Annotated in this window: 13 protein-coding genes; 6 read left to right on the forward strand and 7 right to left on the reverse strand. The window is 58.2% G+C overall.

The genetic code is table 11. From position 1 onward, the window contains the following. Nucleotides 1–300: 300 nt before the first annotated feature. The 6 genes from ugpB to ACXADZ_RS02895 all read left to right on the forward strand — a co-directional run bounded on the left by ugpB (nucleotide 301) and on the right by ACXADZ_RS02895 (nucleotide 6,253). Nucleotides 301–1,617 carry a sn-glycerol-3-phosphate ABC transporter substrate-binding protein UgpB gene (gene ugpB / locus ACXADZ_RS02870; protein WP_475192538.1) on the forward strand — a complete coding sequence of 439 codons (1,317 nt, stop codon included), beginning with the start codon at nucleotides 301–303 and terminating at the stop codon, nucleotides 1,615–1,617. Nucleotides 1,618–1,693: 76 nt separating this feature from the next. Continuing rightward, nucleotides 1,694–2,575 (forward strand): sn-glycerol-3-phosphate ABC transporter permease UgpA, encoded by an 882-nt coding sequence (gene ugpA, locus ACXADZ_RS02875; RefSeq protein WP_475192540.1) that lies wholly within the window; start codon nucleotides 1,694–1,696, stop codon nucleotides 2,573–2,575. Continuing rightward, nucleotides 2,575–3,423 (forward strand): sn-glycerol-3-phosphate ABC transporter permease UgpE, encoded by an 849-nt coding sequence (gene ugpE / locus ACXADZ_RS02880; RefSeq protein WP_171669161.1) that lies wholly within the window; start codon nucleotides 2,575–2,577, stop codon nucleotides 3,421–3,423. Before ugpA ends, ugpE begins: the two co-directional genes overlap by 1 nt. A 1-nt stretch (nucleotide 3,424) precedes the next feature. Further along, nucleotides 3,425–4,510: a sn-glycerol-3-phosphate ABC transporter ATP-binding protein UgpC gene (ugpC, locus tag ACXADZ_RS02885; RefSeq protein WP_171093452.1), complete on the forward strand. Its 1,086-nt coding sequence runs from the start codon at nucleotides 3,425–3,427 to the stop codon at nucleotides 4,508–4,510. Beyond that, nucleotides 4,507–5,484 (forward strand): HAD-IIA family hydrolase, encoded by a 978-nt coding sequence (locus ACXADZ_RS02890; protein ID WP_475192544.1) that lies wholly within the window; start codon nucleotides 4,507–4,509, stop codon nucleotides 5,482–5,484. The genes ugpC and ACXADZ_RS02890 overlap by 4 nt, the downstream gene beginning before the upstream one ends. Nucleotides 5,485–5,497: 13 nt before the next feature. Further along, complete coding sequence (locus ACXADZ_RS02895) at nucleotides 5,498–6,253, forward strand: DeoR/GlpR family DNA-binding transcription regulator (RefSeq protein ID WP_475192545.1); 756 nt, start codon at nucleotides 5,498–5,500, stop codon at nucleotides 6,251–6,253. An 81-nt stretch (nucleotides 6,254–6,334) separates the two neighbouring features. Here the strand turns inward: ACXADZ_RS02895 and ACXADZ_RS02900 are convergent, their stop codons facing one another. The 7 genes from ACXADZ_RS02900 to xdhA all read right to left on the reverse strand — a co-directional run bounded on the left by ACXADZ_RS02900 (nucleotide 6,335) and on the right by xdhA (nucleotide 15,751). After that, complete coding sequence (locus ACXADZ_RS02900; RefSeq protein WP_171234870.1) at nucleotides 6,335–7,408, reverse strand: BMP family ABC transporter substrate-binding protein; 1,074 nt, start codon at nucleotides 7,406–7,408, stop codon at nucleotides 6,335–6,337. 31 nt (nucleotides 7,409–7,439) lie between these two features. Further along, nucleotides 7,440–8,360, reverse strand: coding sequence for an ABC transporter permease (locus ACXADZ_RS02905; RefSeq protein ID WP_475192548.1), 921 nt, complete (start codon nucleotides 8,358–8,360; stop codon nucleotides 7,440–7,442). Beyond that, complete coding sequence (locus ACXADZ_RS02910) at nucleotides 8,360–9,442, reverse strand: ABC transporter permease (protein ID WP_475192550.1); 1,083 nt, start codon at nucleotides 9,440–9,442, stop codon at nucleotides 8,360–8,362. The genes ACXADZ_RS02905 and ACXADZ_RS02910 overlap by 1 nt, the downstream gene beginning before the upstream one ends. A gap of 63 nt (nucleotides 9,443–9,505) precedes the next feature. After that, nucleotides 9,506–11,023 (reverse strand): ABC transporter ATP-binding protein, encoded by a 1,518-nt coding sequence (locus tag ACXADZ_RS02915; protein WP_475192552.1) that lies wholly within the window; start codon nucleotides 11,021–11,023, stop codon nucleotides 9,506–9,508. Next, nucleotides 11,020–11,955: a xanthine dehydrogenase accessory protein XdhC gene (gene xdhC, locus ACXADZ_RS02920; RefSeq protein WP_475192554.1), complete on the reverse strand. Its 936-nt coding sequence runs from the start codon at nucleotides 11,953–11,955 to the stop codon at nucleotides 11,020–11,022. The genes ACXADZ_RS02915 and xdhC overlap by 4 nt, the downstream gene beginning before the upstream one ends. Next, entirely contained in the window at nucleotides 11,955–14,357 is a 2,403-nt protein-coding gene (gene xdhB / locus ACXADZ_RS02925) for a xanthine dehydrogenase molybdopterin binding subunit (protein WP_475192555.1), read from the reverse strand. The genes xdhC and xdhB overlap by 1 nt, the downstream gene beginning before the upstream one ends. After that, nucleotides 14,354–15,751 (reverse strand): xanthine dehydrogenase small subunit, encoded by a 1,398-nt coding sequence (xdhA, locus tag ACXADZ_RS02930; protein ID WP_475192557.1) that lies wholly within the window; start codon nucleotides 15,749–15,751, stop codon nucleotides 14,354–14,356. Before xdhA ends, xdhB begins: the two co-directional genes overlap by 4 nt. Between the last annotated feature and the right edge of the window lie 116 nt (nucleotides 15,752–15,867).

Here is a 15,867-nt window from a genome sequence, read left to right on the forward strand (position 1 = left end):
GACTTTGCCTTTCGGTTCAGTTGCCTTGGCCTAAGACACACTGGAAACGGACGCAAATGCAACTGCGCTCAGCACCCAGTGATCAAAAATGTCTATTTCGCGGAAATGGGCGCTGTGTGTTCAATTGAAACATAACCCTTGGTATTTTCCGTCAACGTCAGAAGAAAATCTTCGTTTTGGTTCATTTGAACACTGTGGTACTTCATGTGAACGTTACAGAATCGCTTTACAGGGCGGTCAGGCGTCAATCTTGACACGACCTGCCCCAACATTGCTTTGTGACCCAGCCTGGAGGATCCAATGAAAACAACGACGAAATACGCTGCTGCGACCGCTGCGATTTTCGCTGCGCCTACCGCCTTTGCCGCCGATAGGGCAGAAGTTCAGTTCTGGCACGCCATGGGCGGCCAGTTGGGCGAAATCACCGACAAGTTTGCCGATGATTTCAACGCACAGTCGGACAGCTGTGTGATCAACTCGACTTACAAAGGCAACTACACCGAGAACATGACCGCCGCCATCGCCGCCTTCCGCGCGGGCGAGCAGCCGCATATCGTTCAGGTTTTTGAAGTTGGCACTGCAACCATGATGGCCGCAGGCGACAAGGGTGCGATCTATCCTGTCTACAAGCTGATGGAAGACGCGGGCATCGAATTCGATCAGTCGAAATATCTGCCGGCTGTGATTTCATATTACACGGACACCGACGGCAACCTGCTGTCGCTGCCTTTCAACTCGTCGACCCCGGTTTTGTGGTACAACAAGACCGCTCTGGACGCGGCGGGTGTTGCCGTTCCGACGACATGGGATGAAGTGGAAGAGGTGGCGCGCGCGCTGAAGGCCAACGGTGTTGAAAAGCCGTTTTCTTTCGGCTGGCAGTCGTGGTCGAACCTCGAAAACTATTCGGCTTGGCATAACATTGACTTTGGCTCAGAAGAAAATGGCTTTGCCGGCCTGTCGACCGAATTCACCTTCAACAACGACGCGGTTGTAAACCACATCCAACGTATCGCCGATATGGGCAAAGAGGGTCTGTTCGTCTATGGCGGTCGTCGGGGTGACAGCCGCGGTCAGTTCGTGAACGGTGAAACCGCGCTGTGGATCAACTCGTCGGCTTACTATGGCGGCTTCAAGAACGACATCAAGGATTTCGAGTTCGGTCAAACCATGTTGCCGTTGGATTCCGCTCTGGCTGATGCCCCGCAAAACTCGATCATCGGTGGCGCGACCCTTTGGGTTCTGAACGGACACGAACAGCCCGAATACAAGTGCGCGGCCGAGTTCTTCCAGTTCCTGTCAGAGCCTGAGCAGCAAGCCAATTGGCATCAGACCACGGGTTACGTTCCCATCACCACAGCTGCGTATGAGCTGTCAAAGGAACAGGGTTTCTATGAGACCGATCCGGGCACCGATACCGCCATCAAACAGCTGAGCCTGAACGAGCCCACACCGGCTTCGAAAGGTCTGCGCTTTGGCAACTTCGTTCAGATCCGTGACGTGATCAACGAAGAGCTAGAAGCTGTCTGGTCGGGTGAAAAAGACGCTCAGACCGCAATGGATGACGCTGTTGAACGTGGTAACGCCCTGTTGCGTAAATTCCAGGACGCAAACAGCTAAAATACCCCCTCATGGCGCGGTCCCCTTTGGTTTGAGGGGGCCGCGTTCTCGATCCTACTGACTACTGAGATCCGACATGCAGAAACGCGTCGTCTTCCGATCCAAGCTGCTGCCTTACCTTCTGGTGGCACCACAGATCGCCATCACGCTGATCTTCTTTTTCTGGCCATCCTATCAGGCGTTGGAAAGCTCTTTCTTTGTTGAAGATGCGTTTGGGTTTTCCCGCAACTGGGTTGGAATGCAGAATTATGCAGAACTGTTTGCCGACCCCGGTTATCTCAGATCATTCAAAACCACGCTGATTTTCAGCGTTTCGGTTGCCGCCCTCGCCATGAGCATCTCGCTGGGCCTGGCCGTTGCGGCCAACCGTGTGATCCGGGCCGCGACCGCGTATCGTACCCTGCTCATCTGGCCCTATGCGGTTGCGCCCGCTTTGGCCGGGGTGATCTGGTATTTTCTGATGAACCCAAGCCTTGGCATTGTCGCCTATTGGCTGAAAGGGTTGGGGGTGAACTGGAACCATTATGTGAATGGTGATCAGGCGCTGTTGCTGGTGATTGTCGCGGCGGCGTGGAAGCAGATCAGCTATAACTTCCTGTTCTTTTTGGCCGGTTTGCAAAGCATCCCGAAATCGCTGATCGAGGCTGCTGCCATTGACCGCGCCAGCCCGGCGCGGCGGTTCTGGACGATTGTGTTCCCGCTGCTGACGCCCACCACATTCTTTCTGCTTGTGGTCAACCTTGTCTATGCCTTCTTTGACACCTTTGCCCTGGTCCACGCGACAACAGAAGGGGGCCCGGTCGATGCGACCTCGATCCTTGTCTATCGCGTTTATTCCACCGGCTTCGTCGGTCAGGATTACGGCAGTTCAGCTGCCCAGTCGGTTATTCTGATGGCACTGGTGGTTGGCATGACCTTCATCCAATTCCGCTATATCGAGCGTAAGGTGAACTACTGATGGTCGAAAATCGCCCCTTCCTGACCTTCTTGACCCATGCTGCGCTGATCATCGGTGTGCTGTTTCTGTGCTTTCCGGTCTGGATGGCGCTGGTGGCATCAACACACAGTGCCGGTGCGCTGTCCTCGTCCCCCATCCCGATGTGGTTTGGCAATCAGGGCTGGCAGAACTATTCCCTGTTGATCAGCCAGGGCCTGCCCGAAGCGGGCGGAGTACCGCTGGGCCGCATGATGCTGAACAGTGCGATTATGGCCTTTGGGATCACCTTCGGCAAAATCGCCATCTCGATCATCTCGGCCTATGCAGTGGTCTATTTCAAGTTTCCGTTCCGCATGGTCTTTTTCTGGATGATCTTCATCACCCTGATGCTGCCGGTCGAGGTGCGCATTCTGCCCACCTTTGATGTGGTCACCAAAATGGGGCTGCTCAACAGCTATGCAGGGCTGATCGTGCCGCTGATTGCCTCGGCCACAGCAACGCTTCTGTTCCGTCAGTTCTTTCTGACCATCCCTGATGAGCTGGTCGAGGCCGCGCGGATTGATCGTGCCGGGCCATTGCGCTTCTTCTGGGACATCCTGCTGCCGCTGAGCCGCACAAACATCGCGGCGCTGTTCATCATCCTTTTCATCTTTGGCTGGAACCAATACCTGTGGCCGCTTTTGGTGACCACGGACGAAGGTCTCTACACCATCGTTATGGGCATTCAGCGCATGGTGAATTCGGGTGAAAGCCTGCCGGTCTGGCATCTGATCATGGGTACGGCCGTTCTGGCGATGATCCCGCCGGTTCTGGTTGTGATTGCAATGCAAAAGCTCTTTGTCAAAGGGCTTGTGGAAAGCGAGAAATAATATGGCCAATCTGAGCATCAGATCCCTGGGCAAAACCTATCCCGGCGGCGTGTCGGCTGTGCGCGACGTCAATGTCGAGATCCAGGATGGTGAGTTCATCGTACTGGTCGGCCCATCGGGCTGTGGCAAGTCGACTATCCTGCGGATGATTGCAGGACTTGAAACCATCACGACGGGTGATCTGGATATTGATGGTCGCCGTGTGAATGATCTGGAACCCGGAGATCGGGACATTGCAATGGTGTTCCAGAACTATGCGCTTTACCCGCATATGACCGTGCGCGCGAATATGGAATATGGCCTGAAAAACGAAGGTCTGCCGAAAGACGAGATTGCCGAGCGCATTGCCGAGGCATCGCGTACGTTGCGCCTGTCGGAGTATCTGGATCGCAAGCCGCGCCAGCTTTCGGGCGGGCAACGCCAGCGCGTAGCCATGGGACGCGCCATCGTACGCAAACCAAAAGTGTTCTTGTTCGATGAACCGCTGTCTAACCTCGACGCCAAGCTGCGTACCCAATTGCGGGCCGAGCTGAAGGCCCTCCATGCCAGGCTGAACGGCACCTTTATCTATGTGACCCACGATCAGGTCGAAGCGATGTCGCTGGCAGACCGCATCGTGATCATGAGCGAGGGTCAGATCGAACAAATCGGCACACCGATGGACCTGTATCTGCGCCCTGCAACGCGCTTTGTCGCAGAGTTTATCGGCACACCGGCGATGAACTTTATCGACGCAACGGTTGGGTCTGATGGGCATTCTTTGCAGATCGGAGAGCAAATGATTGCGTCCGACGCGCCCATTCAGGCACCGGCAGGCACATCGGTGAATGTTGGTATTCGCCCGGAACATCTTCACCGTGGGCACGGTCACGCGATGCACGTGAAGCTCACAACCGGTTTTGTCGAACAGCTTGGCGCGGACACGATCGTGCATGGCGAAGTGTCTACCAACGGCACGCCTTCGCCTCTGGGTGTTCGTCTTCAGGGTGTTCACATGCCTGAACCTGGCAGTGAACTGGAACTTGGGGCGGCTTTGTCAGATCTGCATCTATTTGATGCGGCCTCTGGGCGTCGTTTGAATACATGAGCGCTGACACAAGCACGCGGTCATCGATCCCATCTAAAGAGCCATCGGGACCCATATGGGACGACATCTCGCGTGCCGTCACGCCGGATATGGCGTTTCGCTGGTACGAAGACATTCGCGATCGCCTGCCCGCAGCGCCAAGCCAAACGGGCGCGTTGCAACATATCCCCGATCTGGGGGAAATTGCAGATCATGCCGACGTGTTCGTCTTTGATGCGTATGGTGTGCTCAATACGGGAACGATCCCGATACCGGGTGCGGCCCGGCGCGTCTCTGACCTGCGCGCTGCTGGTAAATCAGTGTTTGTGCTGACCAATGCTGCCAGTTACGCGGCCACCCAAGCGCGCGAAGTTTTCCGTGATCTGGGCTTTGATTTTACGTTGGAAGAGATCGTTTCCAGCAGAATGGTGTGCGAGCGACATTTGCCGCATCTGCCAAGCGGTGAGAGTTGGGGTGTTGCTGCCCCTGCTGATTGGGCTGGGGATGAGGTCGATGTGCCCACATTACAACTGCTGGACAATGTTGAAGTCTACGATCGGGCGGGCGGCATCCTGTTTCTGAGCACGCTGGACTGGAACAGCGATCGTCAGGCGCTGTTGCTCGACAGTCTGGCCCGCAATCCTCGGCCCGTTGTTGTGGCGAACCCGGATCTGGTTGCGCCGCGTGAAACCTGCCTGACGCGCGAGCCCGGATTTTACGCACATGACTTGCAATCCCGGCTTGGGCTGAAGCCGCAGTTTCACGGCAAACCCTTTGCATCCGTGTATCGTGAGGTCGAACGCAGGTCGGGCGCGGTCGACCTGCGTCGTATTGTCATGGTCGGGGATACGTTGCATACCGACATTCTGGGGGCGCAATCGCATGGCTGGAGATCGGTTCTGATCACCAATCACGGCCTTTTTGCCGGCCAACGCGTGCAAAAATACATTGATGACAGCGGGTTGTACCCGGATTGGATCGCACCAAACATCTGAAAGGGGCGGGGTCTTGGACTTGAACGACAGGCAAAGGACGATCCTGGATCTGGTCCGTCAGTCGGGTCTGCAATCAATTACGGACTTGTCCCGGCAATTCGACGTGGCCACACAGACCATTCGACGCGACATCAATGCGCTGTGCGACGAGGGTCTTGCGCGTCGGGTACATGGCGGGGTGGTTGCCCCCAGCAATCCGGTCAATCTGAACTTCAGATCGCGTCGAGTTATGAACGAAGGGGCCAAGCGCGCCATCGGTCAGGCCGCCGCTCAATTGATCCCGCAGGGGGCAACGGTGATGCTGGGCATCGGAACCACCGTGCAATACGTGGCCGAGGCCTTGCTGGAGCATTCCGATCTGACTGTTGTCACTAATAACCTTGAGGTCGCGACCATCTTTTGCGGTTCAGTCACGGCCGAGGTCCATTTCACTGCTGGTGTCCTGCGGCCTGAAGATCGCGATGTGGTAGGCGGGCAAACATTGCTGGATTACCAAAGGTTCCGCGCAGATTTTGGTGTGATCGGGGCAGGTGGCTTGTCACCGAACCATGGGCTGCTGGACTACAAGGCCATTGACGCGGATGTCAGTCGCATGATCCTGCAGCAATCCCGTCAAGCGCTGTTGGTGGCTGACGCGGGCAAGTGGAACAGATCGCCGAAGTTTCAGGTCGCGGGTTTCGACAGGATCGACACCATGGTGACAAATGAAGCACCACCTTGCGAAATTGAGGGCCTCAGCCTGCATCACGTTGCAGAGCAGCACCTCTGAATCTCCATCTGCGGTTCTTCATGGCAAAGAAAAAGGCCCGCAGAAAACCTGCGGACCTTTTCATGGTACTTTCCGAGCAACTTACTGCGGGATTTCGCCTTCCAGCCCTTCGACATAGAAGTTCATGCCGGCCAGAGTTCCGTCATCAGCCACTTCGCCTTCAGCCAGCCAGTCGCTGCCGTCCTGCTTTTTCAGCGGACCGGTGAAGGGGTGGTACTCGCCCGCAGCCATGGCGGCTTTCAGTGCCAGGGCTTCTTCCTTCACATCAGCCGGAACGGCGTCTGAAATCTCGCCAATTGCAACCATGCCTTCGCGGATGCCATCCCAAGTGTTGGCGCTTTCCCATGTGCCATCCATGACGGCCTGGGTCCGGGCAATATAGTAGGGAGCCCAATCATCGATGATCGACGAGACGCGCGGGAACGGGGCGTATTCGCTCATGTCAGACGCCTGACCAAAGGTAACAACATTGCCAGCCTCTTGTGCAGCAGCCTGCGGCGCGGTCGAGTCGGTGTGTTGCAAGATCACGTCTGCACCCTGTTCGATCAGAACGGTGGCGGCGTCAGCTTCCTTCGCAGGATCAAACCAAGTGTAGGCCCAAACGATCTTGAACTCGACATCCGGGTTCACCTTCTTGGCGTGGATATAGGCCGAGTTGATTCCACGGATCACTTCGGGGATCGGGTAGGACCCGATATAGCCGATGATGTTCGACTTGGTCATGTTACCCGCGATGTGGCCCTGAACGGCGCGGCCTTCGTAGAAACGTGCTGAATAGACCGAGACGTTGTCAGCGGTCTTATAGCCGGTCGCGTGCTCGAATTTCACGTTCGGGAACTTCTTAGCCACGTTGATGGTTGGATCCATATAGCCGAACGAGGTGGTGAAGATCAGATCAGCGCCTTCCAGTGCCATCTGGGTCATCACACGCTCAGCATCGGGACCTTCTGGAACCGACTCCACAAAGACGGTTTCAACCTTGTCGCCAAAGTGGTCCTCGACAGCCAGACGGCCCTTGTTGTGCTCATAGGTCCAGCCGCCGTCACCCACGGGGCCGACATAGACGAAGCCGACCTTGGTTTTGTCTTCGGCCATGGCCCCCGAGGCCAGGCCCAGTGCCATGGCGGCACTTGCCAGAAGTGTAGTGAATTTCATGTGTTACTCCCCAAGTTGGTTCAGTTGGCCCCTAGTGCGAGGCATGGAAGGTCCGGCCCAGTGAGGCAGGTGCGCTGCTCTTGTCGGCCGAAAGGATCACAAGCACAAGGATCGTGATGATGTAAGGCGACATTGCCAGATACTCGACAGGAATGGCAACGCCCGCTGCCTGCAAATTAAGCTGCAACACGGTGATGCCGCCGAACAAATAGGCACCCAGCAAGGCGCGCCACGGTTTCCAGCTGGCAAACACCACCAAGGCCAGAGCGATCCAGCCCACACCGGCTGTCATGCCTTCGGTCCACTGCGGCACGCGGATCAGGCTGATATAGGCACCGCCCAGACCCGCACAGGCCCCGCCGAACAGGATTGCCATGATGCGGATCTTGATGACCTTGTAGCCCAGCGCGTGTGCGGCATCGTGGTTTTCGCCAACCGCGCGCAGGATCAGGCCGACGCGGGTGTATTTCAGCGTCGCCCAGACCGCTGCGGTCAAAGCGATACCGACATAAAGGATTGGGTCATGCTGGAACAGGATCGGGCCTATGATCGGGATATCGCTGATCACCGGGATATGGATGTCGCCCATACTCGGGGGTTTGACACCCACATAGCTTTGCCCCATCAGCGCGCTGAATCCCAGCCCGAACAGGGTCAGGGCAAGACCACTTGCCACCTGATTGGCCAAGGCCACCTGTGTCAACAAAACAAACAGCAGTGACAGCACCGCCCCCCCAATGGCCGCCGCGACAAAGCCCAACCAAGGCGAGCCAGTCTCGACCGAGATCGCAAAGCCACTGATCGCGCCTACGATCATCATGCCCTCGACGCCAAGGTTCAGAACACCTGCTTTCTCAACGACCAGCTCTCCGATTGCGGCCAGCAGCAGGGGGGTTGCGGCCACCATCAGCGAGGCAACCAGAAGGACGGGATTGATTTCACCAAGGTCCATTATGCCACCTCGCTACGCGCCGCACGGATGCGGTAGTTTGTCAAAAGATCGAAAGCCAGAAGGAAAAACAGGAGCATCCCCTGGAAGACTTGGATCGCGGCGGCGGGCAGACCCAGCTGAGACTGCGCGATTTCCCCGCCAATATAAGTCAGCGCCATCAGACCCCCCGCCAGCAGGATGCCCACTGGATGCAGCCGGCCCAGAAAGGCCACGATGATCGCGGTGAAGCCATAGCCAACGTTGAAATCGATGCTGACAACGCCCGAAGGCCCTGAGACCTCGAACATCCCTGCCAGCCCGGCCAGTGCCCCGGACAGACCCAGACAGAACAAGATCAGCCGCGCCGGATTCACACCCGCGAATTTCGCCGCACGTGGCGCTTCACCTGTCAAACGGATGTGAAAACCCAGCATGTGCCGGTTCAGCAGCACATAGGCAAAGATCACAGCAATCAGTGCTGTAACCACGCCCCAATGCATCCCAGACCCGGCGATCAACTCGGCATTATGCGCGCTGTCATATTGCTGCAGGTTGCGCGATCCGGGAAAGCCAAAACCTTCGGGGTTCTTCAGCAGACCCAGCGAAACCGAGGCCAGCATCTGCTCGGCCACATAGACGAGCATAAGCGACACAAGGATTTCATTGGTGCCAAAACGCACTTTCAGAAAGGCCGGTATCATCGCCCAAATCCAGCCGCCGAACGCGCCTGCGATCACCATGATCGGGAAGATGTAAAACGTATCCAAAGGATAAAAGGCCAACCCAGCCCCGGCGCCAAAGATGGCACCCATGATGTACTGACCTTCAGCGCCGATGTTCCAGATACCAGCCCGAAAGCCCAGCGACAGACCGATGGCAATCAAAACCAACGGCGCGCCTTTGACCAACAATTGTGGGCGATAATAGAAGGCAAACTCGCCAAACAGCGGTTCCCAGAAAATGGTGCCAATGGCTTCGATCGGGTTCTTGCCCAGAATGGCAAACAGCACCCCTCCAAACACCATTGTCGCCAGCACCGCCACCAGAGGGGTCGCATAGGACCACGCCTTGGACGGCTGTGGCCGTTTCTCCAACACAATCACCTGCTCATCCCCCTGCGTTCTTCATCTTTTTTAAAATACTCTCGCCGAAGGCGACGCCACAGTTCACACATGCGCCACCTCCATGCCATGGGCACCGCCCATCATCAGGCCGATCTCGTCCACGGTTAGTCCTGTAGTCGCGCGCGGTGCGCTTAGCCGTCCTTCATTCAACGCCGCAAAGCTGTCCGAGATTTCCATCAGCTCATCCAGATCCTGGCTGATGCAGACCACGGCAGTCCCTTTGGCGGCCAGATCCAAGATGGCTTGCCGGATTGCTGCCGCCGCCGCCGCATCCACGCCCCAGGTGGGCTGGTTTACAACCAGAACATCGGGGTTTTGCAGCACTTCACGACCGATCACGAATTTCTGCAGGTTCCCGCCAGACAAAGACCGGGCGGCATTTTCAGGACCCGGCGTGCGGACGTCAAAAGCGCTGATGATCTTTTCGGCAAAGCTCTTGGTTTCGGCCCACTTGAGGAAACCGTTGCTTTCCAGCCCTTCCCGCACCGATCCGGTCAGCAAGGCGTTTTCCGTCAGGCTCATATCCGGGGCTGCCGCATGACCCAGCCGCTCTTCGGGGGCCGTCAGCACACCCAGCTTGCGCCGCGCGGTGGGGCCGAGCTTGCCGATCCGCTGGCCGTTGAACTTGATCGCATCCGCGGCGGTCAGGATTTCACCGGACAACACGCCCAGCAATTCATCCTGCCCATTCCCGGCAACGCCACCGATGCCCAAAACCTCACCCTTGCGGACGGTCATGTGAATGTTCTTCAACGCAGTGCCGAATTCCGAGGGCGACGGGACGGACAGTCCACTGACATCCAGCGCAACTTCACCAAATTCACGCCCCGACCGTTCAGGCGTTTGCAGGGTTGATCCCACCATCATCTCGGCCATGTCCCGCGCGGAAGTTTCAGCAGGCACGCATTCGCCCACATTCTTGCCCAGCCGCAGGATCGTCGCGTGATCACACAGCGTGCGGATTTCTTCCAGCTTGTGCGAGATGTACAGGATCGACGTCCCTTCGGATCGCAGTTTGTTCAGCGTTTCAAACAGAATATCAACCTCTTGCGGGGTCAGCACGCTCGTCGGTTCGTCCATGATCAGCAGTTTGGGGTCCTGCAACAGACAACGGATGATCTCGACCCGCTGGCGTTCACCAGCCGACAGATCGCCAACCGTGCGGTATGGGTCCAAAGGCAATCCGTAGGTCTCGGACACTTCGCGGATGCGCGAGGCCAGATCGCCCATCGGTGGCGGGTTCTCCATCCCCAACGCAATATTCTCGGCCACGTTCAAAGCGTCGAACAACGAGAAATGCTGGAATACCATCGCGATCCCGTCCGCCCGCGCGGCGCGCGGCTCGGGCGGCGCAAAAGGCTGACCGCGCAGCAGCATCGTGCCGCTGTCGGGCTTCACCAACCCATAGATCATCTTGACCAGCGTGGATTTGCCCGCGCCGTTTTCCCCCAGCAGGGCGTGAACTTCGCCCTCGCCGATGTCAAAAGACACCTGATCATTGGCCACGACACCGGGATAGGCTTTGGTCAGCCCTTGCAGGCTCAGAAGTGGAGTGGTCACGCGCTCAGGTCCTTCTTCAACTCGTTCTGCCGGGCCGGGCGCAACAGCTGCGCGGCAACGCCGACGGCGATCATCTGCGGGTGTTTGCCCAGGTTCGGATCACCAATTGGACAGGTGATCCGGCTGATCCGCTCGGGCGAATGCCCAAGGGCCGCCAGCCGCGATCGGAATCGCGCCCATTTCGTAGCCGAGCCGATCAGTCCCGCAAAGCGGAAATCATGTAAAAGCAGCCTGTTGCACAGCTCCAGGTCCAAATTGTGTGAATAGGTCAGCACAAGATGCTCGGCATCGGTCGGTGCGTGCCGAACCAGTTCGGCCGGTTTGGTAGCTGGAACCGTGGTAACTCCGGCGGCAATCGTGTCGGGAAACCGATCCAAGCCGGTGTCGATCCAGGTGATTGCAAGGTCGGGCAGCGGTGAGAGAACATCCACCAAGGCCCGTCCGACATGACCGGCACCCCAAATCCAAAGGTTCCGGTTTGGTTTGTGCACTGGCTCAATCATCCAGCCGTCAATCATCTGGGGTTCAGGTGTGATCCCCTGACCACGCGCAGTTGCCAGCACTCGTTTGACCGACAGCGGCATCTCTTCGCCTGATGTGGCGCGCGCGATGAGAGTTTCATCCAGCGTTTCCAGCGACGCGCGGTCATAGACCTCGCTGAGCAACGAAACCGCGCCACCACAACATTGACCCATCTCGGGTCCAAGCGCGTGATGTGTCAGGCGCGAAGCCTGGGTCTGTGCCCGCGCCGCCTTGGCTGCTTGATATTCCAGCGTCCCTCCGCCGATGGTGCCGCTTTGACTGTCCTTCCAGACAAGCATGGCCGTGCCAACCTCGCGCGGAGACGATCCTTTGATCCCGGCAATAACCACCCGGACCACTCGTCCATGGGTTTCGACCGCCTCCCTCAAAGCCTCCAGGTCAAATCCCATCAGATGCCTCCCTTCATCCTTTGGACACCGCGCCAGACTTCTTCGGCCGTGGCAGGTGCGTCGAGCGCGGGGTAGGTATCGCCACATGCCGCGACCGCGTTCGACAAGGCCAGCCATGCCGAGATGCCCAACATAAAGGGCGGTTCGCCAACCGCTTTCGAGCGATAGATCGTGTCTTCGCGGTTCGCGCCAACCCAAAGCGCGACATTGAAAATGTCAGGCCGGTCAGAGCAGGCAGGGATCTTGTAGGTCGAGGGCGCATGTGTGCGCAGGTTGCCCTTGCCATCCCAGACCAGTTCCTCGGTCGTCAGCCACCCCGCACCTTGCACGTAACCGCCTTCGACCTGCCCGATATCCAGCGCCGGGTTCAGCGATGCGCCCGCGTCATGCAGGATGTCCGTGCGTAGAATGCGGTTTTCACCGGTCAGAGTATCGACGGCAACCTCGGTGACGGACGCGCCATAGGCGAAGTAGAAGAACGGGCGTCCGCGTCCTGCGATCCGGTCCCATTCGATCTTGGGCGTTTTATAGAATCCGGTTGCCGACAAGCTGATCCGGCCCTGATAGGCCAGCGCTGCAGCTTCGGCGAAGGTGTACTTTTCTTCCCCAACCATAACGCGACCATCGGAGAAACTGACCATCGATGGATCAGCCTGATGCCGTTCCGCCAGATAATCTGCCATCCGGTCGCGGATCGTATCACAAGCGGCTTTCACTGCCATGCCGTTCAGGTCACTGCCCGAGGAAGCCGCCGTGGCCGAGGTATTGGGCACCTTGGCTGTATCCGTGGCGGTGATCCTCACCATCTCAAGCGGAATGCCGAAGCGCGACGCGGCGACTTGCGCGACTTTCTGGAACAGGCCCTGTCCCATTTCCGTGCCGCCATGGTTCAGGTGGACCGAGCCGTCTTGGTACACATGCACCAGCGCACCTGCCTGATTAAGGTGGGTCAGCGTGAAGGAAATCCCGAACTTGACCGGCGAGAAGGCAATACCTTTCTTGATCACGCTGTTTTTGGCGTTCCATTCCGCAATGGCGGCTTTTCGCGCGGCGTAGTCGCTGGATTTCAGCAGTGCATCGGTCATTCCGTGCAATTCGAAATCGCTGACTTCCATGCCGTAGGGTGTGGTGTTGCCACCGGCAGTAAGGGGGCGCACCGGCGCGTTCCCGGTTTCCACCGCGCCGCGGCTGGTCAGGTCCTCATGCGGGTCGGGGTGGCCCAGAGGCTTCTCTGTTGGTGCGACCTCAGCAACCGTATGCGCGGGTTCATAGTAGTTCCGGCGACGCAGCTCGACCGGGTCCAGCCTCAGTTCATGCGCGGCGTGATCCATCACGCGCTCGATCCCAACCATCCCCTGCGGGCCGCCAAAGCCGCGATAGGCGGTGGCGGATTGGGTGTTCGTTTTCAACCGGTGGCTTTCGATCCGGGCGTTGGGCAGCAGATAAGCATTGTCGGAATGCAGCATGGCGCGGTCGGCGACGGGCAGGGACAAGTCCTGCGCCCAACCGCAGATGGCGTAGTGAAGGAACGAAACGCCCTGAATATGCCCATGCTCATCGAACCCAGCCTTGTAGGAAATGCGGAACGCGTGACGCTTGCCGGTGATGATCATGTCATCGTCGCGGTCATAGCGCATCTTGCAGGCCTTGCCTGTGGCGCGCGCGGCTATGGCGCAAGCGACAGCCAGCGCGTTGCCTTGGCTTTCCTTGCCGCCAAAGCCGCCGCCCATGCGCCGGGTTTCGACCCGGACAGCGTGCATCGGAACGCCCAACGCGTCCGCCACCTTGTGCTGAATTTCAGTCGGATGCTGGGTGGAGCTGTGCACCAGCATATCCGCGCCTTCATTTGGCACTGCCAAAGCGGCCTGACCTTCCAGGTAGAAATGCTCCTGCCCGCCCAGTTCGAACATGCCTTCAATCACATGTGCCGCGCCTGCGATTGCGGCATCCGCATCGCCTTTGGCGTAAATACGCGGGCCATCCTCGAACCGGCTGTCCGCGGCAAGCGCTTCTTCGACCGTCAGGATTGGTGTTTCTTTGGCATAGTCGATCTTGCCCAGACGTGCGGCCTTGCGCGCTGCCAGATGGCTGGTTGCGACGACCAGAAATACGGGCTGGCCGATATAGTGAACCGTCCCGTCCGACAGCAGCGGCTCATCATGGATCGAAGGCGAGACGTCATTGGCGAAAGGCAGGTCCTCGGCCGTCATCACCATCACAACTCCTTCGGCGGCCTTCACACCCGACAGATCCATCGTGGTAATCTTACCCTTGGCAATCGGGCTAAGGCCAAATGCCAGATGCAGCGTGCCTTTGGGTGTCGGGATGTCGTCCACATATCGCGCCGAGCCGGACACGTGCAGCGGTGCCGCGTCGTGGGGGAGGGGTTTGGTCACGCTCATGCCGACACCTCCAGCACGTTGGTGATCTCGCCCTGGTCTTCGAGGAAATAGCGTTCCAGCATCGCTTTGGCCGTTTCCAGACGATAGATGGCCGAGGCGCGCATGTCCGTGAGTGGTGAATAGTCTTCGGCAAAAGCTGGCAGCGCGGCCGCAACGGTCTCGCGTGTCCAGGGTTTGCCGATCAGTGCGGCCTCGACATGGGTTGTCCGTTTCGGGATACCGGCCATGCCGCCAAACGCGATACGCGCCTGTGTGACGGTGCCGTCCGAAACGGTGACATTGAAACAACCGCAAACGGCCGAGATATCCTGATCGAACCGTTTGCTGAGCTTGTATGCCTTCAGCCTGTCAGGCTGACGCGGGAAGCTAACGGCTTCGACAAATTCTCCCGGCGCACGATCCTGCTTGCCATAGTCGATGAAGAACTCTTCCAACGGGATCGAGCGGCGCGCATCCCCTTTGCGCAGATGTAGTTTTGCATCCAAAGCAATCAGGGCAGGTGGGTTGTCTCCGATAGGAGAGCCATTGGCGATGTTGCCTCCAACGGTTGCTGCATGGCGCACCTGAACGCTGGCATAGCGGCGGATCATCTCGGTATAGGATGGGTGAAGGTCGGCCAGGGCCTCTCCCATGCGGTTCATGTCGACCATTGCACCGAAGCGGGCTTCGGTATCGGTGATCGTGATTTCTTTCAAGTCATCGCAACGGTTGAGGAATATGACCGGGTCCAGATCACGCAGCTGCTTGGTGACCCAAAGACCTACATCGGTTGCGCCGGCAACCAGGGTGGCGCTAGGGTGCTCGGCAAACAGAGACGCCAGTTCGTCAGCGCTGTTGGGGAGGAAGGGGGGCTCTGCCCCCTGGCCTGCGGCCTCCCCCCGAGGTATTTGTGAACAAGAGAAGGACCGGTCGTCAGTGATCCATTTTGGGGTTGGTTCAGCCTCGGCGGTTTTGGCAGCGCGGATGATTGGCGCGTAACCGGTGCAGCGGCACAGGTTCCCTCCAAGCTGGGTGTCGTGATCTGTTGCGCCATTTGCATGACTGGCGACCATCGACATCACAAAACCGGGGGTGCAGAACCCGCACTGAGATCCGTGCAGATCCACCATCGCCTGTTGCACCGGGTGGGCTTCGCCATTCGGGCCCCTAGCGCCTTCGACGGTGCGGACGGCTTTACCATGCAATTGGGGCAGGAACAGGATGCAGGAATTCAGTGCCTTGTGGCCGTCTTCATCCGTGACCATAACGGTGCAGGCCCCGCAATCGCCTTCGTTGCAGCCTTCTTTGGTGCCAGTCAGGCCGCGATCCTCGCGCAGCCAATCCAGCAGGGTCGCCGTTGGATTGACATCCGCCAGCTCCACTGTCTCTCCGTTCAGAAGAAACGTGATATTCATTCGAGAAACCCGTCGCGTTACCCTGTTGCGCCCCTTAGGCCCTCCTTCGATGCGACGTAGAAAGAGCGGCGGGCGAAGTGCTTGCCGTAAGATGTTAGAAACAGCGCGGCTTATCT

The organism is Ruegeria sp. ABM4_193, assembly GCF_056158705.1.

What these genes read in the sequence shown, in the direction of transcription:
- ugpB (WP_475192538.1), top strand. Translation starts at nt 301, where the DNA reads ATGAAAACAACGACGAAATACGCTGCTGCGACCGCTGCGATTTTCGCT.
- ugpA (WP_475192540.1), top strand. Translation starts at nt 1,694, where the DNA reads ATGCAGAAACGCGTCGTCTTCCGATCCAAGCTGCTGCCTTACCTTCTG.
- ugpE (WP_171669161.1), top strand. Translation starts at nt 2,575, where the DNA reads ATGGTCGAAAATCGCCCCTTCCTGACCTTCTTGACCCATGCTGCGCTG.
- ugpC (WP_171093452.1), top strand. Translation starts at nt 3,425, where the DNA reads ATGGCCAATCTGAGCATCAGATCCCTGGGCAAAACCTATCCCGGCGGC.
- ACXADZ_RS02890 (WP_475192544.1), top strand. Translation starts at nt 4,507, where the DNA reads ATGAGCGCTGACACAAGCACGCGGTCATCGATCCCATCTAAAGAGCCA.
- ACXADZ_RS02900 (WP_171234870.1), bottom strand. Translation starts at nt 7,408, where the DNA reads ATGAAATTCACTACACTTCTGGCAAGTGCCGCCATGGCACTGGGCCTG.
- ACXADZ_RS02905 (WP_475192548.1), bottom strand. Translation starts at nt 8,360, where the DNA reads ATGGACCTTGGTGAAATCAATCCCGTCCTTCTGGTTGCCTCGCTGATG.
- xdhC (WP_475192554.1), bottom strand. Translation starts at nt 11,955, where the DNA reads ATGGGATTTGACCTGGAGGCTTTGAGGGAGGCGGTCGAAACCCATGGA.
- xdhB (WP_475192555.1), bottom strand. Translation starts at nt 14,357, where the DNA reads ATGAGCGTGACCAAACCCCTCCCCCACGACGCGGCACCGCTGCACGTG.
- xdhA (WP_475192557.1), bottom strand. Translation starts at nt 15,751, where the DNA reads ATGAATATCACGTTTCTTCTGAACGGAGAGACAGTGGAGCTGGCGGAT.